The 21,496-nt window shown below is 61.2% G+C and carries 18 protein-coding genes; 7 read left to right on the top strand and 11 right to left on the bottom strand.

The window, feature by feature from the left end:
• Window positions 1–91: 91 nt before the first annotated feature.
• The 3 genes from PSEUDOMOFG3G_RS19105 to PSEUDOMOFG3G_RS19095 form a co-directional block, all read right to left on the bottom strand.
• A complete protein-coding gene (locus PSEUDOMOFG3G_RS19105; RefSeq protein ID WP_076385902.1) occupies window positions 92–958 on the bottom strand; it encodes a DUF6279 family lipoprotein in 867 nt (288 codons plus the stop codon).
• Between the two features lie 96 nt (window positions 959–1,054).
• Entirely contained in the window at window positions 1,055–1,771 is a 717-nt protein-coding gene (locus PSEUDOMOFG3G_RS19100) for a TorF family putative porin (RefSeq protein ID WP_139050861.1), read from the bottom strand.
• Between the two features lie 194 nt (window positions 1,772–1,965).
• Window positions 1,966–2,154, bottom strand: a complete 189-nt coding sequence (locus tag PSEUDOMOFG3G_RS19095; RefSeq protein ID WP_018607615.1) for a hypothetical protein — start codon at window positions 2,152–2,154, stop codon at window positions 1,966–1,968.
• A 352-nt stretch (window positions 2,155–2,506) separates the two neighbouring features.
• Here PSEUDOMOFG3G_RS19095 and PSEUDOMOFG3G_RS19090 point away from each other — a divergent pair, with 352 nt between their 5' ends.
• Together PSEUDOMOFG3G_RS19090 and PSEUDOMOFG3G_RS19085 are read left to right on the top strand one after the other, a co-directional pair.
• Window positions 2,507–3,343: a S1 RNA-binding domain-containing protein gene (locus PSEUDOMOFG3G_RS19090; RefSeq protein ID WP_047227905.1), complete on the top strand. Its 837-nt coding sequence runs from the start codon at window positions 2,507–2,509 to the stop codon at window positions 3,341–3,343.
• A gap of 421 nt (window positions 3,344–3,764) precedes the next feature.
• Window positions 3,765–5,210, top strand: coding sequence for an NCS1 family nucleobase:cation symporter-1 (locus PSEUDOMOFG3G_RS19085; protein ID WP_076385898.1), 1,446 nt, complete (start codon window positions 3,765–3,767; stop codon window positions 5,208–5,210).
• On the opposite strand, the gene PSEUDOMOFG3G_RS19080 is transcribed toward PSEUDOMOFG3G_RS19085, so the two are convergent.
• Window positions 5,211–6,383, bottom strand: coding sequence for an MFS transporter (locus PSEUDOMOFG3G_RS19080; protein WP_139050860.1), 1,173 nt, complete (start codon window positions 6,381–6,383; stop codon window positions 5,211–5,213). It abuts the gene before it with no gap.
• A gap of 103 nt (window positions 6,384–6,486) precedes the next feature.
• On the opposite strand from PSEUDOMOFG3G_RS19080, the gene PSEUDOMOFG3G_RS19075 reads away from it, so the two are divergent.
• Both PSEUDOMOFG3G_RS19075 and PSEUDOMOFG3G_RS28135 read left to right on the top strand, forming a co-directional pair.
• A complete protein-coding gene (locus tag PSEUDOMOFG3G_RS19075; protein WP_139050859.1) occupies window positions 6,487–7,380 on the top strand; it encodes a LysR family transcriptional regulator in 894 nt (297 codons plus the stop codon).
• 140 nt (window positions 7,381–7,520) lie between these two features.
• Window positions 7,521–7,649: a PA1414 family protein gene (locus PSEUDOMOFG3G_RS28135; protein ID WP_256222727.1), complete on the top strand. Its 129-nt coding sequence runs from the start codon at window positions 7,521–7,523 to the stop codon at window positions 7,647–7,649.
• A gap of 314 nt (window positions 7,650–7,963) precedes the next feature.
• On the opposite strand, the gene PSEUDOMOFG3G_RS19070 is transcribed toward PSEUDOMOFG3G_RS28135, so the two are convergent.
• The 4 genes from PSEUDOMOFG3G_RS19070 to speB form a co-directional block, all read right to left on the bottom strand.
• A complete protein-coding gene (locus tag PSEUDOMOFG3G_RS19070) occupies window positions 7,964–9,352 on the bottom strand; it encodes a sodium:solute symporter (RefSeq protein ID WP_076385892.1) in 1,389 nt (462 codons plus the stop codon).
• Between the two features lie 195 nt (window positions 9,353–9,547).
• The gene (locus PSEUDOMOFG3G_RS19065) at window positions 9,548–11,062 is read right to left on the bottom strand and encodes a cytosine permease (RefSeq protein WP_171061410.1); all 1,515 of its coding nucleotides are present in this window, start codon (window positions 11,060–11,062) and stop codon (window positions 9,548–9,550) included.
• Window positions 11,063–11,113: 51 nt separating this feature from the next.
• Entirely contained in the window at window positions 11,114–11,539 is a 426-nt protein-coding gene (locus tag PSEUDOMOFG3G_RS19060) for a nuclear transport factor 2 family protein (RefSeq protein WP_076385888.1), read from the bottom strand.
• A 9-nt stretch (window positions 11,540–11,548) separates the two neighbouring features.
• Window positions 11,549–12,499 (bottom strand): agmatinase, encoded by a 951-nt coding sequence (speB, locus tag PSEUDOMOFG3G_RS19055; protein WP_003198979.1) that lies wholly within the window; start codon window positions 12,497–12,499, stop codon window positions 11,549–11,551.
• Between the two features lie 341 nt (window positions 12,500–12,840).
• Between speB and PSEUDOMOFG3G_RS19050 the strand changes: the two genes are divergently transcribed.
• Window positions 12,841–13,734 (top strand): LysR family transcriptional regulator, encoded by an 894-nt coding sequence (locus tag PSEUDOMOFG3G_RS19050; RefSeq protein ID WP_139050858.1) that lies wholly within the window; start codon window positions 12,841–12,843, stop codon window positions 13,732–13,734.
• A 9-nt stretch (window positions 13,735–13,743) separates the two neighbouring features.
• Window positions 13,744–14,340, top strand: coding sequence for a tRNA-uridine aminocarboxypropyltransferase (locus tag PSEUDOMOFG3G_RS19045; RefSeq protein WP_139050857.1), 597 nt, complete (start codon window positions 13,744–13,746; stop codon window positions 14,338–14,340).
• 152 nt (window positions 14,341–14,492) lie between these two features.
• Here the strand turns inward: PSEUDOMOFG3G_RS19045 and PSEUDOMOFG3G_RS19040 are convergent, their stop codons facing one another.
• From PSEUDOMOFG3G_RS19040 to PSEUDOMOFG3G_RS19030, 3 genes are all read right to left on the bottom strand, one after another.
• Complete coding sequence (locus PSEUDOMOFG3G_RS19040) at window positions 14,493–15,857, bottom strand: HlyD family type I secretion periplasmic adaptor subunit (RefSeq protein ID WP_047227896.1); 1,365 nt, start codon at window positions 15,855–15,857, stop codon at window positions 14,493–14,495.
• 69 nt (window positions 15,858–15,926) lie between these two features.
• Window positions 15,927–18,086 carry a type I secretion system permease/ATPase gene (locus PSEUDOMOFG3G_RS19035; RefSeq protein ID WP_139050856.1) on the bottom strand — a complete coding sequence of 720 codons (2,160 nt, stop codon included), beginning with the start codon at window positions 18,084–18,086 and terminating at the stop codon, window positions 15,927–15,929.
• A 27-nt stretch (window positions 18,087–18,113) separates the two neighbouring features.
• Complete coding sequence (locus PSEUDOMOFG3G_RS19030) at window positions 18,114–19,472, bottom strand: TolC family outer membrane protein (RefSeq protein ID WP_047227895.1); 1,359 nt, start codon at window positions 19,470–19,472, stop codon at window positions 18,114–18,116.
• Between the two features lie 452 nt (window positions 19,473–19,924).
• On the opposite strand from PSEUDOMOFG3G_RS19030, the gene PSEUDOMOFG3G_RS19025 reads away from it, so the two are divergent.
• A partial coding sequence (locus PSEUDOMOFG3G_RS19025; protein ID WP_139050855.1) for a retention module-containing protein occupies window positions 19,925–21,496 on the top strand: 1,572 nt, incomplete at its 3' end.

Here is a 21,496-nt window from a genome sequence, read left to right as displayed (position 1 = left end):
GGTCTGACATCAACAGGTCTGTTGCCTGTTCTGCCGCTATCGCGAGCAAGCTCGCTCCCACATTCGATCTCCCACATGCATCTCAGTGGTGTTATGAGCGTGCTGCCTTCAGGCACTTCAAATCACTGAAATCCTTTTTCACCCGGTCGATCTTCCTCAGCAAGTGTTCGCGTTGCGTCGGGGTGCTGTCGGCCATCACGTCCACCAGCAGGCTGCGGGCCTGGGCTTCGGTTTTGTCGAAGGCCTGGCGGTAGGCGGGGGTCCAGAGGCTTTCGCGGTCGACCAGCAGTTGCTCGATGCGCTTGGGGAAATCGGGGCTGTGGCGTTGGGCCACAGCTTCGCTGAACTGGTTTTGCCAGTGCGCGCGGTTGGCGATCCATTGCTGGTTTTGATCGCCCAAGGCGCGGGACCAGGCCTGCACGCGTTGGCGCTGGGTTTCGCTGAGCGGGCCGAGCCAGTCGTTCAGGCGTTTCTCCATGCGTTCGCTGCGCTCCTGGATTTGCTGCTGCAACGTCGGCTTGAGGTATTGCTGCTGGCGTTTGCGTTGGTCTTTGACGAACGCGGCGTCCATGTCCGCGACCTGATCGTCGTTCAATCCCTGTAATAACTCGATGGCCGACGGGGTGATTTCCCGGGCGGTTTCGGCGATGGCGGCCTTGGCTTCCCGGGTACGCTGTTGCAGGGCCTGGTCGGTCACCTGGTTGGTTTGCACCATGTTCTTCAAGCGGTCCAGCCAGTCAAGGTAGCCGGGCAGTTGTGTGGTGCAATGCCAGTTCAAGTGTTCATTGAGACGGTCGTTGAACCAGTCCTTTTGCTCGCCATTGATGTCCAGATAGTCGTTGAGCGTCCAGGGGATGATCAGGTCGAGGTTGCGGTAGGCCAGGCCCACGCGGCTGCAGGCGGTGACGGTGAGCAGCAGGGCCATGAGCAGGGCGATGCGGGTGAACCAGCGCGACATGAGCGAGTCCTTGCGAAGGCATGGGTTGCGAAGGCGTAACTGTCTTGTTTGAGCATGGCAGGTGCGCGGCAGTTCAGCCGGTCGAATAAGTAACGCTTAGTAAAAAGGGTGGGCCATCTTGAGGGTCAGCAGGCCGTCGCATTCGCTGTTGTGGCCGGAGTACGCCGAGCAACTGCTGCCGCTCAGGCTTGAGTCGCTGTAGATCAGGTCCAGGTCGATGCCTCTCCAGGGGCGGGAAATTTTCAACGACCAGTCACTGAAACTGCCTACATAACCGTCCTCCACCGACACGGGTGAGTTGTACTGGTGGGTGGTGTATTTGGCGCTGACACCAATGCCAAACGGCACGTTGCCGCCCAGGTCGGCAAACAAGGTGCTGTTCTGTTTATCCGGGTCGTTGCTGAAGGCCGCGCCGAACCGGCTGCCCAGCACGGTCAGGCCGCCAAAGAATTCCTGGCTGTCGAGCGTGTCGAGGGTGGGGTAGCTGTAGTGGATCAGGCCGATTTCGTAACCCAGGGTCTGGTCGAAGGGCTGTTTGAAGCCCATGTAGGAATCGACTTCAAGATTGCTCGATGGGCTCAGGCCAACGCTGGGCGACCACTGGCCCACGTACCAGCCGCTGTCGTGGCTCAGGTCCAGGCCGCCATGAAACGAGCCGGTGCTCGACGGCGTGACCAGGCCCTGGGCCATGCTGCGGCTGGGCGTGGTGCCGAGTTTGAGGTCGAAGTCGCCGAGCTCGCGCTGAAACACCTGCCCATGGGCGAAGGGGCACGCCAGCAGGCTGAGCGTCAGGGAGACAATGGGAATGCGCATGCTTCACTCCATGGATAGCGAGGAGCAGGATCGGTCATCAAGCTGAAACACTTGAGCTAGAGAGGTGCAAGCATACCGGCGAATGCTCGGCAGCGAGGGCCGTTCGTCGATTTTTGCAGGATGAGGGTAAGCGGGGAGGTTCCAGTCCAAGCGCTTCGAAGCTCAAAGCGCTTTGGGACCAGGTGACGCGCGGGTTACTTTTTGCCCAGGCTGATCTGCTTGGACGGGCCGAATGTCTGGCCGCTGACGCCCTTGGCAATTTGCTGGATTTCACCGCCGGACTTGAGGAATGCAGCGATCTGGTCGTTGATAGACTCGCTGGTTTCCACGGCTGGAGCGGGCTTTGCTTTGCTGTTGGATGCTTTTACGCGCATGACGGCCATTAACCTGTAAATAATTAATTGGGCCAGGCATCGTACAGGAAATACTTGACAATTGCTTGGCAAATATACTCCCTCAATTATCACGCCGGGCGCTGGAATAAGGGGCGGTTTATGCCGTCATTATTGCCCTAAGCCACTGTTTTAAATAGCAACCCTTTGGACTGTATAACTTAAAAACGGCTGGCCGAAACGGCCTGGAGGGCCGTTGTCCGCCTGACGAATGGCCGCATACGCGAGGAAAACCCAGGGAAATCAACGGCTGCACAAGGCCCTTCCGGCCGCCCGCGCCAGAGGCCACGAATCACGCCGCAAAACCGGGTAGAATGCCGCCCACGCAATGAGGGTATTGGAAATGGCTTTAGTCGGGCGTTACAACAGTTTGCAAGTGGTTAAACACACTCACTTCGGTTTATATCTGGACGGCGGTGCGGACGGCGAAATTCTGCTGCCCAATCGTTATATCCCCAAGGATATTCCCAGCGAAGATGAAGACTGGCTCAATGTTTTTATTTATCTGGACAGCGACGACAAACTGATCGCTACCACGGAAAAACCCAAGGTTCAGGTCGGTGAGTTTGCCAGCCTGAAAGTGGTTGAAGTCAACAGCATCGGTGTATTCCTGGACTGGGGCCTGCCCAAGGACTTGCTGCTGCCGTATTCCGAAGAAAAGCGCCAGATGACCGCCGGCGAATATTGCGTGGTGCACGTCTACCTCGACAAGCACACCCGCCGCATCACCGCCACGGCGCGTCTGGACCGTTATCTGGACAAGACCCCGGCCAACTACACGCCGGGGCAGGAAGTCGATTTGCTGGTCGCCGAAGCCACCGACATGGGCTTCAAGGCGATCATCAATAACAAGCACTGGGGCCTGATTCACAAGAACGAAATCTTCAAGTTCATGCGCGCCGGCAAGCAGGAAAAAGGTTTCATCAAGGAAATCCGCCCGGACGGCAAGATCAGCTTGAGTTTGCAACCCGTGGGTCAGGAAGCGGCGACCAGCCTCAATGCCAAGATCCTCGCCAAGTTGCGCGAAAACAACGGCACGCTGCCGGTCAGCGACAAGAGCGACCCGGTGCTGATCAGCAGCCTGTTTGGTGTCAGCAAGGGCAACTTCAAGAAAGCCATTGGTGCGCTCTACAAGAATGGGCAAATTGTCATTCATGCTGATCGGATTGAGTTGAGCTGATCTTCAGTCGAGCCACGGCAAATAAGGATTCATGTGGCCAGGGGAGGCCGCTGTGGGAACAAGGCTTGCTCGCGATGGAGACGATGCGGTCTTTCTGATACCGAGGCGCCTGTTTCGCGAGCAAGCCTTGCTCCCACAGCGGTGCGCCGTTCCTCAAAATCTCCTGGCCACAGGAGCGGTGTTCGGCTCTCCTCTGTATACAAAACCCTGCACCTTTAGCATGCACCCGCGCCCTGTTCGTGGGCGCGTGCCTGCTCCTGCCCGGCTTTAGTCCCCGCCACACACCGCAGTTTGTCTCATATTCCCCACCTCTGGCACGCATTCTGCGTAGCAACCCGTATACAAACCATGCCGGCTCCCGTGCGCAGTATGGTGAGCAGGTTGATACGGGGGCACGGCGGTCCTCAAAAGGAGCCTCGCAATGTCCGAGCAACTGCCCAACGGCTACAGCCCTCGTCTCTATAACGAAGACCTGGGTCCGCTGCCGCAGAAATGGAACTGGTACAACATTTTCGCGTTTTGGATGAGTGATGTGCACAGTGTCGGCGGTTATGTGTTCGCTGCCAGCCTGTTCGCGTTGGGGCTGGCGAGTTGGCAGGTGTTGATTGCGTTGCTCTGCGGCATCTGCATCGTGCAGTTGATCGCCAACCTGGTTGCCAAGCCGAGCCAGCAAGCGGCGGTGCCGTATCCGGTGATCTGTCGCCTGGCGTTTGGGGTATTCGGGGCGAATATTCCTGCGGTGATCCGCGGTTTGATCGCTGTGGCGTGGTACGGCATTCAAACGTACCTGGCTTCCAGTGCACTGATCATTGTGGTGCTGCGGTTTTTTCCTTCCATGGAAGTCTATGCCACGCCGCAATTTGCCGGTTTGTCCTACTTGGGCTGGTTCGGTTTCCTCAGCTTGTGGTTCGTCCAAGCGCTGGTGTTCTGGGCCGGTATGGAGTCGATCCGTCGCTTTATCGACTGGGCCGGACCGGTGGTGTACGCCGTGATGTTCCTGTTGGCGGGTTGGATCGTATGGAAAGCCGGCTGGAGCAACATCAATTTCACTCTGGCGGAGAAGTCCTTGTCCGGCTGGCAAGCGTTCGGTCAGGTGATCGTCGCGACGGCGTTGGTGGTGTCGTACTTCTCCGGCCCGACCCTCAATTTTGGTGATTTCAGTCGCTACTGCCGGAGCATGTCGGACGTGCGCCGTGGCAATTTCTGGGGGCTGCCGGTGAATTTCCTGGCATTCTCCCTGGTGACCGTGGTGATTGTTTCCGGGACGTTGCCGGTGTTCGGCGAAATGCTCCATGACCCGATCGCCACCGTGGCGCGTATTGACAACGACGTGGCGGTGTTGCTGGGCGCCTTTGCCTTTGTGACTGCCACCATCGGCATCAATATTGTCGCCAATTTTGTTTCCCCGGCGTTCGACTTCGCCAACGTCGCCCCCAGCAAGATCAGCTGGCGTGCCGGCGGCATGATTGCTGCGATTGCATCGATATTCATCACGCCGTGGAACCTGTTCAACAACCCCGAAGTGATCCACTACACCCTGGACGTGCTGGCAGCCTTCATCGGTCCGCTGTTCGGAATCTTGCTGGTGGATTACTACCTGATCAAAAAGCAGCAGATCGACGTCGACGCGCTGTTCAATGACGGGCCCAGCGGGCGCTATTACTACAGCGGCGGCATCAACTGGACGGCGGTCAAGGCGCTGGTGCCGGCGACGTTGATGGGCGTGGCGATTACCTTCACGCCGATGTTGCAACCGATGGCCAATTTCGCCTGGTTCACCGGTTGCTTCCTGGGCGGGGTGTTGTATTTCGCCTTGGCACGGCGTGACTCAACCGTGCACCTGAGCCCATCGCTCGGCCAGGCCTGATTAACGCAGGGCGGTCTGGGCGCAAGGGCTCACCGTACCCCGGCTGGCGGGCCGCAGTAACAGCCCGCCGGCCAGCAGCAGGCCACTGCCGGCAATGATCAGCGCCGGTTGCAAGCCACCGCTGAAGTGGCTGCTCAACGCCGCCAGCAATGGCCCGCTGAGCTGGCCCAAGGCAAAGCAGGCGGTCAACAGGCCCGCGTTGCGCTGGGTGGCGTGGGGTGCCAGTTCCCGGGAACGCAGCATTACCAGTTGCATGCAGGCCAGGAATGGTGCTCCACACAGGATTACGCCCAGCGCCAGCCCCGGCCCGCTGCCCAGCAGGCAAGCGAATACTCCGGCGGCTTGCAGCCAGAGTGTACCGATCAGCCAGCGACCGGTGGTGTTCGGGTTGGGACGACGCAAGCTGACCAGCAACACGCCAGTGGCGGCGGCCAGACCGAAGCAGGGCCAGAACAGGTCTGCTTGCCATTGCCCGTGGAACTGCGCCGAGGCCATCTGCGACAGGAAGGTGGCGGGAATGATGTAGCCCAAGCCGTACAGGGCATACACCACGCCAAGTCGAGCGATGCCACGGTTCGGCGAGGCGCTGACTGGCGCTGTAGCGGTCGCGGCTGCGGCGGGTTGCGGCAGAATGGGCAGAATCACCAGCAGCATCGCCAATGCCACGCCGGCATACACCAGCCACAGGGTCGCGGAGGTCTGGCCGAGCAGGTTCGAGCCCAAGGCGAGCAAACCGGTCAGAAAAATCCCCAACCCTGGGCCGGCAAACACCAGGGCGCCGAGCCGTGGCCGTCCCGCCGCCGCAGCCAAGGGTTGGCTCAGGGCGGTGATCATCACCAACACCCAGGCGCTTGCCACTCCGGTACCAAAGCGCAGCACCAAGTGTGGCCAGAAGCCCCAGGCCCAGAACGAAGCCAGGGTCAGCAGCACGCACAGCCACAGCCCCCCGATCAAACGCCGGCGCACCTGTTCCGGACGGCGGGCGAACATGGCGTCCAGCGCGCCGAGGAAGTAACCCAGGTAGTTGGCCGCGGCAATCAGACCGGCGGCGGTCAAGTCGATCTGACCTTCGCCGATTAAATGAGGTAACTGCGGTGTTAAGGCGAAGCGGCCAATACCCATGGCCATCATCAGGGCGATGAAACTGCCGAGCAGGCGAATCAGAGGTGACATGGCGGGTCTCCAGCGTTGAGGCGAATGACCGTCAGGCTAGGACTGATTGACTTTCATTAAAAATGAATAATAGTGAGTAACTTGTTCATTTTTGGAGAATGTCGTGGAGTTCAGCCAATTGCGGATTTTCCAGGCCGTGGCCGAGGAAGGCTCCATTACCCGCGCCGCCGAGCGGTTGCATCGGGTGCCGTCGAACCTCTCGACCCGGCTCAAGCAGCTTGAGGAGCAACTGGGCGTGGATCTTTTCCTGCGCGAGCGTCAGCGTTTGCAGCTATCGCCGGCGGGAAAAGTCCTGCTGGACTATGCGATCAAGCTTTTTGCTCTGCACGACGAAGCCCATGCTGCCGTGCAGGGCGGGCAACCGGCCGGGGATTTTGTGTTGGGTACGATGTACAGCACGGCGGCGATTCATTTGCCGGACCTGCTGGCCGGTTATCACCGCACGTACCCGGCGGTGAACTTGCAGGTGCAGTCGGCGCCCAGCGGTGAACTGCTCGAAGGCTTGCTCACCGGGCGCCTTGACGCGGCGCTGGTGGACGGCCCGCTGGAGCTGGCGGGGTTGGACGGGGTGCCGTTGTGCGACGAGCGGCTGGTGCTGATCACCGAGGCCGACCACCCGCCAGTGCGCAGTGCGCTGGATGTGCAGGGCCGCTCGGTATTCACCTTTCGCCAGGGCTGTTCCTACCGCATGCGTCTGGAAGCCTGGTTTGCCCATGACCATGCGGCCATGGGCCGGGCGATGGAGATTGAGTCTTATCAGGGGATGCTGGCCTGTGTGATTGCCGGCTCCGGGGTGGCGCTGATGTCCGAGTCGATGCTCGCCAGCCTGCCGGGCCGCGAGCGTGTGAGGATGCATCCGTTGGCCGAGCCGTTTGCCAGTGCCACGACCTGGCTGATGTGGCGCAAAGGGATGGTGGGGGCCAATCTCACCGCCTGGATTGAACTGCAGCAACAGGCCTGGCCGCGGGCGCCCGTGATGACGACGCGATCAGCTTGAACTCCGGGAGGTGGATTTGGATCAATTCAGTAACAGATCATTGCAATGTGTGACGAGCATTGCGTAGGACTTCGGACTATTATCAGTGCGAAGGGGCCACAGAATTTTGCCGCTCGTACCACCCTGAAGGGGGCACCACGATGAAAGAGAAAATCCAGAACTGGCTTCATGACTTGGGTGTCGCGCTCGGCCTGATCGAGCCGCCCATGCAACCGATCCCTATCCGCACCGATGACGAGCAGCGCCGCCGCCAGCCGCGCCGTCGGTAAAGACACCGCGAATATCGGAGAGATCGCAGTCTCAGGCTGTTTCAGTTGAAACAGCCTGAGACTGCGATCTTTTTTTGTTTTGTAGCTAAACCTGTGGCGAGGGAGCTTGCTCCCGCTGGGCTGCGCAGCAGCCCCAAAACAGGGCGCTCAACTTATCTGGCACACCCGAGGTGTCTGGCTTTGGGCGCGCTTCGCGCACCAGCGGGAGCAAGCTCCCTCGCCACGGGGACAGTGTTTGGGCTGGCTGCTTCGGTAAAAAAGCAAAAAAAAAAAGGTGTGGCAATCGACGCCACACCCTCGAAGAAAAACTGCTTTCAGACCGCCTTGGCCATCATTTTCGACCGTGGTGACAATAGACTCACCACCACGAAACTCACCAGCGCCACGCTCAGGCTGTAGTAGATCGGCGTATTGGCGTCCAGGCCGTCCTTGATCATGAAGAACAGCGCGGTCAAAAAGCCCAGCGACATGCTGGTGATCGCGCCGGCCGTGGTTGCGCGTTTCCAGTAGATGGCGCCGATCAGCGGAATCAGCATGCCGCCCACCAACAGGTTGTAGGCCAGGGTCAGGGCACTGATCACATCGCTCACCACCAAGGCGATGCCCAACACCACCACGCCCAGCAGCAGGGTCGCGATGCGGTTTTCATGAACGTCACCATTGCCGCTTTCACGACCCTGGCGCAGACGCGGCAGCAGGTCCTGGACCACAGTGGTGGAGGCTGCCAGCAGGCCGGCCGCGGCGGTGGACATCAAGGCCGCCAGGGCGGCGGCAATGACCAACCCGCGAATGCCGTTGGGCAGGCTGGTCTGGACGACGCTGGCAAAGGCGTTGTTGACGTTTTCCAGGTCCGGCAGCAATACCTTGGCGGCCATGCCGATCAAGGCCCCGGCCAGGCCATACAGCACGCAGTACAGGCCTGCGGCGGTACCGGCCACTTTCGCCACGCCTTCGCTACGGGCGGTGAACACCCGCTGCCAGATGTCCTGGCCAATGAAGATGCCGAAGAAGTAGATCAGGAAGTAGGTGAGGATGGTGTCCCAGCCAATCGCGGTGAAATCGAAGTAGCTGGCCGGCAAGGCCGCCACCATCGCGTCCCAGCCGCCCGCATCGCTGATGGACATCGGCATCAGCAGGAACACCAGGCCGACGGTCATGATCAAGAATTGCACGATGTCGGTGAGAGTCAGCGACCACATGCCGCCGATGGTGGAATACAGTACGACGACGCCGCCGCCCACCAGGATCGACACCCAGAACGGCAGGCCGAACAACACCTGCATCACCGTGCCGATGGCGATGGTCGAGGTGGCGCCGATCATCAACGCATAGACCAGCATGATCAGTGCACTGGCGTGGCGTGCGGCGGGGTTGTAGCGGCGCTCCAGCACTTGGGTCACGGTGTAGATCTTGAGTTTGAGCAACGGTTTGGCGAGGAACAGGCTCAGGCCGACGATGCCCAGGCCGATGGCGCCGCACAGCCAGAAACCGGAAATCCCATGGACGTAGCCCAGCCGCACGGTGCCGATGGTGGAGGCGCCGCCCAGAACGGTGGCGGCCATGGTACCCAGGTAAAAGCCCGGGCCGAGGTTGCGCCCGGCGACCAGGTAGTCGTCACGAGTCTTGGCACGGCGCATGCCGTACCAACCCAGGGCAATCATGCCGGTGGCATAGATGAGAACGACGATTAAATCCAAAGCCATGATGGCGTGTCTCCGATTGTCTTTTTTATAGTGAAGTCGGTTGGTACCGTGCCCTGGCACTGCAACCTCTGTGTGAACGCGCTTTTGTGGCGAGGGAGCTTGCTCCCGCTGGGCTGCGAAGCTGCCCCTGATGGCGACTGCTGCGCAGTCGAGCGGGAGCAAGCTCCCTCGCCACGGGTATTTCGTTTGCTCAGGTCAGGCGGTCTGTCTGAGGGAGGGTTTCTCGATTGGCACCGAAGAACCCTTGCTACGCGGATCATCCGGCCCATACACCGCCGCCGGCTCCGGAAACAACCCAAGCAGCACCAGGTAAATCACCGAGGCCAGGCCCAGGGTCACCGGCAGGCCGATGTCGATGCCACCGGCCAGTTCGCCCAGCGGTCCGACGAACTGCCCAGGCAGGTTGACGAAGCACAGCCCCACCAGCGCGCTGGGAATCCAGGCCCCCAGGCCGCGCCAGTTCCAGCCGTGGCTGAACCAGTAGCGCCCGCCGGTTTCGCCACGGGTGAACACTTGCAGATCATCCGGGCAGTAGAAGCCGCGGCGCACCAGCAGGCCGATGATCATGATCACCATCCATGGCGTGGTGCAGGTGATGATCAGCACGGCGAAGGTCGATACGCTCTGCACCAGGTTCGCGGCGAAGCGCCCGATGAAGATGAAGGCAATCGACAGCACGCCGATCAGCAGCGTGGCCTTGACCCGCGACAGAACTCGTGGGAACACGCTGGACATGTCCAGCCCGGTGCCATACAGCGACGTGGTGCCGGTGGACATGCCGCCGATCACCGCGATCAGGCACACCGGCAGGAAGAACCAGCCCGGCGAAACCGCCAGCAGGCCGCCCACATAGTTATTGGCTGCGATGTAGTCCGGTGCCTTGATCGCCACGATGGTGGCCGTGGCAAGGCCGAACAGGAACGGGATCAGCGTCGCCAGTTGAGCGGCGATCACCGCCAGCATGATGCGTCGCTTGGGCGTGTTGCGCGGGATGTAACGCGACCAGTCACCGAGGAACGCGCCGAAGGAAATCGGGTTGCTCATGGCGACCAGTGCCGCGCCGATGAACGCCGCCCAGAAGCCCGGCTGGCCTAGGCCGACGGTGCCGGCGAACTGGCTGTCGAAGGCCGGCGCGAAGGCGGCGATGCCCAGCAGAAACAGCAGGCTGGCGGCCCACACGGCGATGCGGTTGACCCACAACATGAAACGAAAGCCGTAGATGCACACCGTCAATACCAGCAAGGCGAACAGGCCGTAGGCCAGGCCCAGGCTCAAGTCGGTTTCCGGTACGCCGATCAAGCGCTTGGCGCCACCGATCAACGCATCTCCCGAACTCCACACCGACAGGGAGAAGAACGCGATGGCCGTCAGCAGCGACAGGAACGAGCCGACGATCCGCCCGTGTACGCCGAAATGCGCCCCGGAGGACACCGCGTTGTTGGTGCCGTTGAGCGGGCCGAACAGGCCCATGGGCGCGAGGATGATCGAACCGAGCACCACCCCCAGCACAATCGCCCAGACCCCGGCCTGGAACGAGAGGCCGAACAGCACCGGGAAACTGCCGAGCACGGCGGTGGCGAAGGTGTTGGCGCCGCCGAAGATCAGTCGAAACAGATCCGTCGGGCCAGCGGTTCGCTCATGGTCCGGGATCTGTTCGACCCCGTTGGTTTCGATTTGCGTAAGGCTTTTGTCGTTATTGTTATGCATGATCTGCTCCGATCATAAAGGCGCGCCCATCGTGTGCGAGCGTCGTCTGTTTGGCTAAGGGGGTGGCAGCCCTTCCGGCATAGCGGACAAATGTTCATGGCAGGCCAGCCATAGGCCCTGTTGTTCTTGTGTGCGTCCTTCCTGCTTGCGGAACAGAATGGTTTCGCGCTCCTGGCTAAAGTGTCGCTCCCCTTGCATGCGCAACTCGGTGGCCACGTCATGGATGAAAATCGCCACGTCCCCTTGCAGGCTGACGAAGGCGTTGCTCGAGGTACACGACAGCACCTCGAAGCCATCCTCGGACCGCCAGCGGTCCCACAACGCCTGGTAGGCATCGCGAGACAGCAGAGGTTGTTCGAGGGTGTAGAACACGAAACTCGCGTCGGGTGTGAAGGCGCCGAAGTAGGCGTCACGGTCATTGCGGGCGAAGGCCGACACCAGTTCAGCGGCGGCCTTGAGCACTTGAGCCTGATCGTTCATGACCGCGCCTCAGCGATGGACCACACCGGGCAGTACGCAGAGCATCTCGTACAGCAGGTTGGCGCCCAGCAGCGAGGTGTTGCCGGTGGTGTCGTAAGGCGGCGAGACTTCTACCAGATCGCAACCGACCAGGTCCAGGCCCTGGCAGCCACGCACGATTTCGATGGCCTGGATGGTGGTCAGACCACCGATTTCCGGGGTGCCGGTGCCAGGGGCCCAGGCCGGGTCGATGCCGTCGATATCGAAGCTCAGGTACACCGGGCCGCCGCCGACCTTCTCGCGGACTTCGGCCATCAGCGGGGCGAGGGATTTGTGCCAGCACTCTTCGGCCTGGACTACGCGGAAACCCTGGTTGCGGCTCCAGTTGAAGTCATCGGCGGTGTAGCCCTGGGCCCGCAGGCCGATCTGCACCACGCGGTCGCAATCGAGCAGGCCTTCTTCCACCGCGCGGCGGAAGGTGGTGCCGTGGGCGATTTTCTCCCCGAACATGTGATCGTTCACATCGGCATGGGCGTCGATGTGCACCAGGCCGACCTTGCCGTGTTTCTTGTGGATCGCCCGCAGGATCGGCAGGGTGATGGTGTGATCGCCGCCCAGGGTCAGGGGAATGACGTTGTGTTCCAGAATCTTGTGGTACGACTCTTCGATGATCCGCACGGCGTCCAGCAGGTTGAAGGTGTTGATCGGCACATCACCGATATCGGCCACCGACAGCGAGTCGAACGGCGCGGCACCGGTGGCCATGTTGTAGGGACGGATCATTACCGATTCAGCGCGGATCTCGCGGGGCCCGAAACGGGTGCCGGCGCGCAGGGAGGTGCCGATGTCCAGCGGCACGCCGACGAAAGCAGCGTCCAGGCCGGCAGCGGTTTGTAAATGGGGGAGTCGCATCATGGTGGCGATGCCGCCGAAGCGCGGCATTTCGTTGCCGCCCAGTGGTTGGTGAAGAATCTTGTCCACGGGTAGGGCCTCATCGTTGTTTTATTTATCAGGGGTCGATTCTGCGAAAAGCCTGGGAGTGGAAGAATCGCTGGGGGCAAATACTTAGTTCAGATTTTTCTAAACTAATGCGGGATGGGGCGATAGACTCCGCTTCAGCGCAGTCCTGGGAGACATGATGTCCCCTGTGGCGAGGGAGCTTGCTCCCGCTGGGTTGCGAAGCAGCCCCAAAATCATTCACCTCGGCGCATCAGTTAAATCGCGTCGACAGGTTTTGCGACGGCTGCGCCGTCGAGCGGGAGCAAGCTCCCTCGCCACAAGGGCACGGCAAGTTCTATGCATCGTGTAATCTGGAGTTCTCCATGGCCAACGCTCTACCCGACCTGAAACTGTTGCGCATTTTCGTCAGCGTCGTGCGGCACCAGGGATTCGCCAATGCCCAGCACGAGCTCAACCTTTCCACGTCGGCCATCAGCACCTACATGAGCCAGCTCGAATCGGCCCTGGGCCTGGTGTTGTGTCATCGTGGGCGGGGTGGGTTCAGCCTGACCAGCAAGGGCGAGTTGTTCCACCAGGAGACCCTGCGTCTTTTGGGCGAGCTTGAAGGGTTCGAGCAATACGCCGCCGCGCTGAAGGGTGAGTTGCGCGGCACGCTGAACCTGGGGGTGATCGATTCCACCGTCAGCGACAAAGCCCTGCCGTTCGCCGAAGCCATCGGCGCCTACAGCCAGGAGCATCCGGCAGTCCACCTGCACCTGTCGGTCATGAGCCCGTACGAACTGCAACTGGGCGTGCAGGACAACCGCCTGGACCTGGCCATCGGCGCGTTTTCCACGCGCATGAGCGGCCTGGTCTACATGCCGCTGTACCGTGAGCAGCACTGGTTGTATTGCAGCAACCGTCACCCCCTGTTCAACGAGCGGCGTATCCCTGAGCAACTCATCACCCAGCAACGCATGGTCGGGCGCGGTTACTGGAGCCAGGCCGAACTGGCCCGCCACGGTTTCAAGCACAGCGCGGCGACGGTGGAGAGCATGGAGGCGCAGTTGATCCTGGTATTGTCCGGTGCCTACGTCGGCTATCTGCCCGAACACCATGCCCAGGCCTGGGTGGACAAGGGCGATTTGCGCGTGTTGTTGCCGGCCACTTTTGGTTATCAGGCACCGTTTTCGATGATCGTACGCCGTGGCCGCAGCCGTGAGCCGCTGATCCAGACTTTTCGCGATCTGCTCAAGGCGCAGCTCAACCAGGCCTGAGGTGCCGTCATGTCCAGAATTCATTGTCCGCGCTGCCACAGGCCGCAAAGCCATTGTTTGTGCCCGCTGATCCCCAGCCTCGACAGCCGCACTCGGGTGCTGTTGTTGCAGCATCCCAGCGAGGTGAACCATGCCCTGAACACCGCGCGGCTGGCGGCGTTGGGGCTCAATAATGCCGAGTTGATCGTGGGCGAGGTGTTCGAGGATTTGCCTGGGCTGCTCAATCAACCGGGTTATCAGGCGCGGCTTTTGTTTCCCGGCGAAGAGGCGCAGCCCATGCATGCTTATGCTCTGTCTGAGGATCCGCTGCTACTGGTCGTCCCGGACGGCACCTGGCGCAAGGCGCGCAAGTTGCTGCACCTCAACCCTCTGTTGGCGGCGCTGCCGAGGGTGACACTGGCCGCGGGCAGTGTGTCTCGATACCGCTTGCGCAAGGCGCCAGGGCCAGGGGCGTTGTCGACGGTGGAGGCGGTTGTCCAGGCGCTGCAAACCCTTGAGGCACCGGCCCGTTTTGAGCCGTTGCTGAGGCCGTTCGAGGCGTTGATCGAGGGGCAGATTGCGGCGATGGGGGAGGAGGTTTTTCGGCGTAATCATGCCGAGAAATGAGTGGTGCCTTTGCTGGCCTCATCGCGAGCAGGCTCGCTCCCACAGTTGATCTCCAGTGCATGCAAAAAATCTGCTAACACCACAGATCCAATGTGGGAGCGAGCCTGCTCGCGATAGCGGCAGCACAATCAACCAAAGTCTCAGCTCAAGGCCTACCGCTCACGCATCGCCTCAGTCCGCGCCTTCAACACCGGCTTGAGCAGGTAATCCAGGACACTTTTCTCCCCGGTAATAATGTCCACCGTCGCCACCATCCCAGGAATGATCAACAACGGTTTGGCATCGCCGCCCAAGTGATTTTTATCTGTGCGCACCTGGATCAGGTAGAAGCTGTTGCCCTTGTCATCGGTGATGGTGTCGGCGCCGATCAGTTCGAGCCTGGCGCTCATCCCGCCGTAGATCGTGTAGTCATAGGCACTGAACTTGACCATGGCTTTCTGGCCCGGATGCAGGAAGGCCACGTCCTGGGGGCGGACCTTGGCTTCGATCAGCAGGTTGTCTTCCAGCGGCACGATTTCTGCCATGTCGCTGCCCGGCTGCACTACGCCGCCGATGGTGTTGACCTTTAGCTGCTTGATCACCCCATGTACCGGCGAGACCACGGTGGTGCGGGTCACGCGGTCGTCGATGGCAATGCTCGAAGCGGTGATTTTTGACAACTCCGTGCGTTTCTCATTGAGTTCCTTGGCCGCTTCGGAGCGGAAGGATTGTTCCGATTCGTCGATCTTGCTCTTGATCTCGTTGATCGCCGATTCGGCCCGAGGAATCGCCAGGGTGGTGGCGTTGAGCGAACCACGGATTTCCACCGCGCTGCGTTTGAGCCGCAGGATTTCCACCGGCGACACCGCCCCGGTGCGCACCAGTGGTGCCGACATGTTCATCTCTTCTTGCAGCAAGGCCAGGCTGGAACTGAACTGGCCCTGCTTGGAGCGAAACTCCGCCAGCTCCTGGGTTTTCTGGCGCAGTTGTTCGGACAGCGTCCGCTGTTCGCTGGCCAGGCGCCGCTGTCGTTGTTCATACAGCGAGCGTTCGTCCTCGGCCACTTGCGGGGCCTTACTGATGACTTCAGCGGACAGTTCGAAAGGCCGGCCTTCGGCTTCGGCCGACAAGCGTTCGACCTGGGCGGTCAGGGCATAACGGTCGGCCTCGCTTTCGCCCTTGTTCGACAGAAACCGTGTGTCGTCCAGGCGCAGCAGGGTGTCGCCCTTGTTCACCATCTGCCCTTCGCGCACGAAAATCTCGGTGACGATGCCGCCCTCCAGGTTCTGGATCACCTGAATCTTGCTCGAAGGAATGGCCTTGCCTTCTCCGGTGGTGACTTCCTGCAAGACTGCCAGTTTGGCCCACACCAACGCGGTGATGATCAGTCCGGCCGCCAGCCACACCGTGACCCGCGAGCGACGGGGTGAATCCTGCAACGCGGCACCGGCGGTTTCCGGCATGAACTCGCTTTCGGCGCTTTTGCTGAAACTGCCGAAGTAGCTTCGGGCCGCTGAATCGGGTGTTTGAGCAGACATGGGCGATACCCGTCAGTTAAAAGAGCTAAGGTCGGTGCGGCTTTTGTGGTGAGGGGACTGTGTGGGCTGTTACACCGCCGCAGACCCCACCCGTCCTTTACGCAGTGCATCGATCACCGCTTCCTTCGGCCCATCGGCCACAATCCGGCCGTTGTCCAGCACCACCAGCCGATCCACCAGACTCAGCATCGACGTGCGGTGGGTCACCAGCAGCACCGTCTTGCCCTGCACATGGGTGTGAAGCTTTTGCCGCAACACGTCTTCGCTGCTGTTGTCCATGGCGCTGGTGGGTTCGTCCAGCAGCAGGATCGGCGGGTCGAGCAATAGGGCTCGGGCCAGTAGCACGGCCTGGCGTTGCCCACCGGAGAGCAACTGCCCGCGCTCGCCTACCGGGCGGTCAAAGCCCTGGGGATGCTGGCGGGCCAGTTCGGTGACGCCGGTCAGTTCCGCCACTTCCAGCATGCGTGCATCGCTGATGTAGCGGGCGCCGAGGGTGAGGTTGTCCCGCAGGCTGCCGGCCAGCAGCGGCAGGTCATGGGCGACATAGCCGATCTGCTGGCGCAGGTCCGCCACGTCCAGTTGCCGAAGGTCGAGCCCATCGAGCAGCAACTGGCCTTCCTGGGGCTCATAAAACCCCATCACCAGGCGCGCCAGGGTGCTCTTGCCCGAGCCACTGCGACCGATGATCCCGACCCGTTCGCCGGGCTTGAGGCTGAAACTCACATTCGCCAGCGCCGGGGCGTTCTGGCCGTTGTAATGGAAGGTCACGCCGCTGACGTCCAGCGCGCCCTGCAATTGGGTGCGATCCAGCGGCCGTTGTTTGGCATCGCGCTCCTGAGGCAGCGCCATCAGCGCATCGGTGCTGCGCATGGTCAGTTGGGCCTGCTGGTAGCGGGTGATCAGCCCGGCGATCTGCCCCAGCGGCGCCAGCACCCGGCTGCCGAGCATGTAGGTCGCCACCAGCGCGCCGACGCTGAGGTTACCGGCGATGATGCTGTAGACCCCGGCGACGATGGTCGCCATGCCGGCCAGTTGTTGCAAAAACAGCGTGCCGTTGGTGGCCAGCGCCGAGAGGCTGCGGGCGTGGCTGTCCAGGCGGGTGAGGGCGCCGTGGGTGCTTTCCCATTGATGCTGGCGCTCGCTTTCGGCGCTGCAAGCCTTGAGGGTTTCCAGGCCGCCGAGGGTTTCAATCAGCAATGCCTGGCGCTGGGCGCCCAGGGCCAGGCTTTTTTGCACGGTGTCACGCAGGCGTGCCTGGATGATCATGGCGAAAATAATGGTGAGCGGAAAAGCCACCACCGGAATCACCACCAGCCAGCCACCCAGCAACCCGATCACCACCAGCATCAGCACGGCGAAGGGCAGGTCGATCAGGCTGGTGAGGGTGACAGCGGTCAGGAATTCGCGCAGACCCTGGAAGTCATGGATGCTTTGGGCGAACCCGCCGATGGTCACCGGTTTGGCCTTCATCGCCATGCCGGTGATGCGTTCGAACAGGGTCGCGGAGAGGATCACGTCGGTTTTCTTGCCGGCGGTGTCCAGCAGATGGGCGCGCACCACGCGCAAAACCAGTTCGAAACCCGTGCCGATCAACAGCCCCACGGCCAGCACCCACAACGTCGATGTGGCTTGGTTTGGCACCACGCGGTCGTAGGTCTGCATGACGAACAGCGGCACCATCAGCCCCAGCAGGTTGATCAGCAAACTTGCCAGGATCGCGTCGCTATACAGCCAGCGCGACAGTTTCAAGGTGTCACGAAACCAGGCCTCGACCCGTGGAACCAAGGGTGCACGCAGGTCTTCGAGTTCATGGCGCGGCCGGGCGAACAACGCCTGGCCGCTGTAGACGGCGCTCAGTTCGTCGCGGCTGACCCACTGCTCGCCGCCATCGGCTTCGCTGGGCAGGATCAGCGCCTGGCCGTCCTCACTCCAGCGCCGCAACACGGCGCAACGACCACCGGCCAGAATCAGCATCACCGGCAGGTTGAGTGGCGAAATATCGGCCAGCTCTCGGCGCAGCAAGCGCGCCTGCAAATTGGCCCGGGCCGCTGCGCGCGGCAGCAGGTCCAGGCTCAGACGTTGGTGCGCCATTGGAAGCCCGGCGCCAAGGCTGGCGCGGCTGACTGTCGCGCCATGGAGTTTGCAGAGGATCAACAGACCGTCAAGCAAGGGATCATCGACATTCAGCCGCGGATCGGTGCTGAGGGTTGCGGGTTCCATGCTGGTCACATTGATCGCTCCCATTTTTTTGGGGGGCTACTTCAGTTCTGGCAGCCGCGCTTCGTTTTTGACTTCTGTTTGAGCGACCGCGTCGGCCGGCAGCACCACCCGCTGTTTGCTCAACAGCTGGCCCATGTTCGCCAATACCCGATACATCGAGTATTCCTCGGTGTAGCGCACTTCGGTGTAGCGACGGTTGGCGTTGTACAGCTCGTTTTCGCTGTCGAGCACATCGAGCAGGGTCCGCTGGCCGAGACCGAACTGATCCTGATAGGCGGCGCGTACACGGGAAGTGGTTTCGGCGTATTCCCGGGCGGTGGGGGTCTGCTTGCGGGCGTTGAGCATCGCGTTCCAGGCCAGGCGGGTGTCTTCGTTGAGCTGGCGCAGGGCGTTGTTGCGGATGTCCATGGCCTGGTTGATCTGGTGGGCATTGGACGCCAACCGCGCCTTGTCGCTGCCGCCGCGGAACAGGTTGTAGTTCATCACCACGCCGACCCGCCAGTTGTTGTCGTGGCCTTCTTCGCCGCCGAGGTTGTTATTGGCGCCCACCGCCGCCTCGGCGTCGAACCGCGGATAGAACGGCGACTTGGCCACTTCATACTGGCTTTCGGCGGACTGCACGTCGGCCTGGGCCGATTTCAGGTACGGGTTGTTGTCCACCATGCTTTGCTGGGCTTCGCGCAGGTCAGCGGGCATCTCGCCTTTGGTCGAGGGCGGTGTTTCCAGCTCATCGGGCATGCGTCCGACCACGCTGTAGAAGTTAGCCTCGGCGTCGGCCAGGTCGACCTGGGCGGTGTCGTAGTTGTTTTCCGCCAGGGCCCGGCGAGCATTGGACTGATCGGAGTCGGCGGTGCTGCCCACGCCACGCTCGGTGCGCAGGCCGATCTGGTCGTTGACGCGCAGGTGAGCTTGCAGGTTGTTCTTGGCCAGGGTCACCAGCTCGCGACGCTTGAGCACTTCCAGGTAAACCTCGATGGTGCGCAGCGCCAGGTCCTGGGCGGTGCCTTGGGCGTAGTAGGCGCGGGAATTGACCACGCCTTTGGTGCGTTCCACTTCATTGGCAGTGTTGAACCCGTCAAACAGCATCTGCCGCAGGCGCAGCTCCGACTGGGTGTAAGTCAGGATATTGGTGTGGTGATTGCCCAGCGCCCGGGTGTTGGTGTTGTCGCTGTAGCCGCGCCCGTAGCCGGCATTCAAGTCCACCGATGGGAAGAACCCCCCTCTGGCGACCTTGACGTCTTCATTGGCCGACAGACGGCTATCGACCCGTTGCGCCAGTTCCGGGTGAGTAGCAATGGTGCTCTGGATCGCTTCGGTCAACGACATGGCCTGCGCTGAAGAAGAGCAGGCCATGGCCAGCAAAACCGCGCTGCAGAGGGGGGAAAGAACGCGCATGGGGTGCATCTCCTAAGGTCTGTTGTGCTTCGCTGTCGCCAAAATATTGACGTATTTAAGATCAAAACCGTTTCAAGCTTGTAACAACACAGCTAAGAACATCCTGCGCAAAACCTAAGAAGAATTTCTCATAAGACTTATGCCAAAAAAAACTTATGTGCTTGGAAAAAAGCGGCACATTGTTCAAAGCGAAAGCCTTTGAATCTGCGGGTCCTGACGGATTTTGGGCGTCAATAAAGTTCCATAATCATTTTGAAGCGATGTGAAGAGGTGCCGAAAAGGACGACTTGAAAGGCGATTTTAAGTGACGGTTTTTTGTCATTGTGGCGAATAGCTAGCGCCTTTTACGTCCCCGAAAGCTGGCAGATTTTCCAGATTCCCTGGCTGCCAACCCGAGCACCAATTCTTCACCCAGACAGGTGCCGACTGCGGTTGGCAACGGAGGAATGCACATGGCAGCGCTCATCGGTACCGTCAGCAAGGTGGTAGGACAGGTTTTCGCAGAAGCCGTCGGCGGTCTGCGGCGACCTCTGGTTGAAGGTGATCGGCTCTATGCCGGCGAGCACCTGATCACCGGGGCCGAAGGGGCGGTGGCTGTGCAGTTGCAAAACGGCAAGGAGTTGACCCTGGGCCGCGGAAGTGACCTGACGCTGAGCCCGCAATTGCTCGCCAACCAGGCCTCTGCTAGCGATACGCCTGAGGCCACCACACCCAGTGATGCGCAACTGACCGATGTGCAAAAACTGCAACAAGCCATCGCCGCCGGCGCTGACCCGACCCAGACCGGCGAGGCGACGGCTGCAGGCGCCGAGGGCGGTAATCCGGGGGGCGTGGGTGGCGGGCACAGTTTTGTGTTGCTGGAGGAGGTCGGCGGGGAGGTCGATCCGCAGATCGGTTTTCCCACCGCCGGGTTCAACGGGATACCCGAGTTTCCCGACCTGCGTCTGGCCGGTGATCCGGATGACGGCGGCGACGATGCAATCGTGCCACCGGTAGACCCTGAAACCCCGGACAACCCGGTTACCCTTGATGGCTTGTCCGTGGATGGCGGTGAATTGACCGCCAATGAGGCGAACCTGTCTGACGGTTCCGCCAGCAATCCCGGCGCGCTGGTGCAAAGCGGCAGTTTCACCATTTCCGCGCCCGATGGGCTGAGCAGCCTGAGTATCGGTGGAATCGCCGTGATCACCGGTGGCGTGCCCGCAGGTTTTCCCCAATCCATCACCTCGGCGCTGGGCAACACGTTGACCATCACCGGTTACAACCCCGCGACCGGTGTGGTCAGCTACAGCTATACCCTGACGGACAATGAAAGCCATCCAGCCGGTGGTGGGACCAATACCATCAGCGAGCAGTTCCCCGTCGTGGCCGTCGACAGCGATGGCGATACAGCTACGGGGACCCTGGACGTCAACATCACCGACGACGTACCCCAGGCGATTGACGACAGCCACGCCAGCACCGCATCGGAAAGTCTTGTCACGCTCACCGGCAACGTCTTGCCCAACGATCACCAAGGCGCCGACCGCATCCCCACCGGTCCTGACAGCGGGCCGATCATTGGCGGCACGTTCACCGGCACCTACGGCACCCTGGTGCTGAACCCCAACGGCACGTACACCTACACCCTCAACACCAGCGACCCGCAATTCGTGGCGTTGCACGGCGGCGGAAGTGGCACTGAAACCTTCACCTACACCCTGACCGACGCCGATGGCGACACCAGCACCGCCAACCTGGTGTTGCAGGTACACAACAACGACGACCCGGTGATCATCGAAGGCTTGGACACCGAAGGCGGTGAGCTGAACCTTCAGGAGAAAAACCTCAGCGACGGCACCAGCCCGGACGCTCCAGCGCTGACCCAAAGCGGCACCTTCACCATCACCGCGCTGGATGGTGTGCAGACCCTGAGCGTGGGCGGCATCAATGTCGTCACGGGCGGTGTTGCGGCCGGTTTCCCACAATCCATCACCACGGCATTGGGTAACACACTGACCATTACCGGCTTCAACGCCGCCACG

The organism is Pseudomonas sp. FG-3G (assembly GCF_901007645.1).
GTDB lineage: Bacteria > Pseudomonadota > Gammaproteobacteria > Pseudomonadales > Pseudomonadaceae > Aquipseudomonas > Aquipseudomonas rhizophila.
The sequence above is the reverse complement of the archived record's forward strand: the minus strand, read 5'-3'. Positions and strand labels throughout refer to the sequence as shown.

Coding starts and splice junctions, on each gene's coding strand:
- PSEUDOMOFG3G_RS19105 (WP_076385902.1), bottom strand. CDS start 958: ATGTCGCGCTGGTTCACCCGCATCGCCCTGCTCATGGCCCTGCTGCTC.
- PSEUDOMOFG3G_RS19100 (WP_139050861.1), bottom strand. CDS start 1,771: ATGCGCATTCCCATTGTCTCCCTGACGCTCAGCCTGCTGGCGTGCCCC.
- PSEUDOMOFG3G_RS19095 (WP_018607615.1), bottom strand. CDS start 2,154: ATGGCCGTCATGCGCGTAAAAGCATCCAACAGCAAAGCAAAGCCCGCT.
- PSEUDOMOFG3G_RS19090 (WP_047227905.1), top strand. CDS start 2,507: ATGGCTTTAGTCGGGCGTTACAACAGTTTGCAAGTGGTTAAACACACT.
- PSEUDOMOFG3G_RS19085 (WP_076385898.1), top strand. CDS start 3,765: ATGTCCGAGCAACTGCCCAACGGCTACAGCCCTCGTCTCTATAACGAA.
- PSEUDOMOFG3G_RS19080 (WP_139050860.1), bottom strand. CDS start 6,383: ATGTCACCTCTGATTCGCCTGCTCGGCAGTTTCATCGCCCTGATGATG.
- PSEUDOMOFG3G_RS28135 (WP_256222727.1), top strand. CDS start 7,521: ATGAAAGAGAAAATCCAGAACTGGCTTCATGACTTGGGTGTCGCGCTC.
- PSEUDOMOFG3G_RS19070 (WP_076385892.1), bottom strand. CDS start 9,352: ATGGCTTTGGATTTAATCGTCGTTCTCATCTATGCCACCGGCATGATT.
- PSEUDOMOFG3G_RS19060 (WP_076385888.1), bottom strand. CDS start 11,539: ATGAACGATCAGGCTCAAGTGCTCAAGGCCGCCGCTGAACTGGTGTCG.
- PSEUDOMOFG3G_RS19050 (WP_139050858.1), top strand. CDS start 12,841: ATGGCCAACGCTCTACCCGACCTGAAACTGTTGCGCATTTTCGTCAGC.
- PSEUDOMOFG3G_RS19045 (WP_139050857.1), top strand. CDS start 13,744: ATGTCCAGAATTCATTGTCCGCGCTGCCACAGGCCGCAAAGCCATTGT.
- PSEUDOMOFG3G_RS19040 (WP_047227896.1), bottom strand. CDS start 15,857: ATGTCTGCTCAAACACCCGATTCAGCGGCCCGAAGCTACTTCGGCAGT.
- PSEUDOMOFG3G_RS19030 (WP_047227895.1), bottom strand. CDS start 19,472: ATGCGCGTTCTTTCCCCCCTCTGCAGCGCGGTTTTGCTGGCCATGGCC.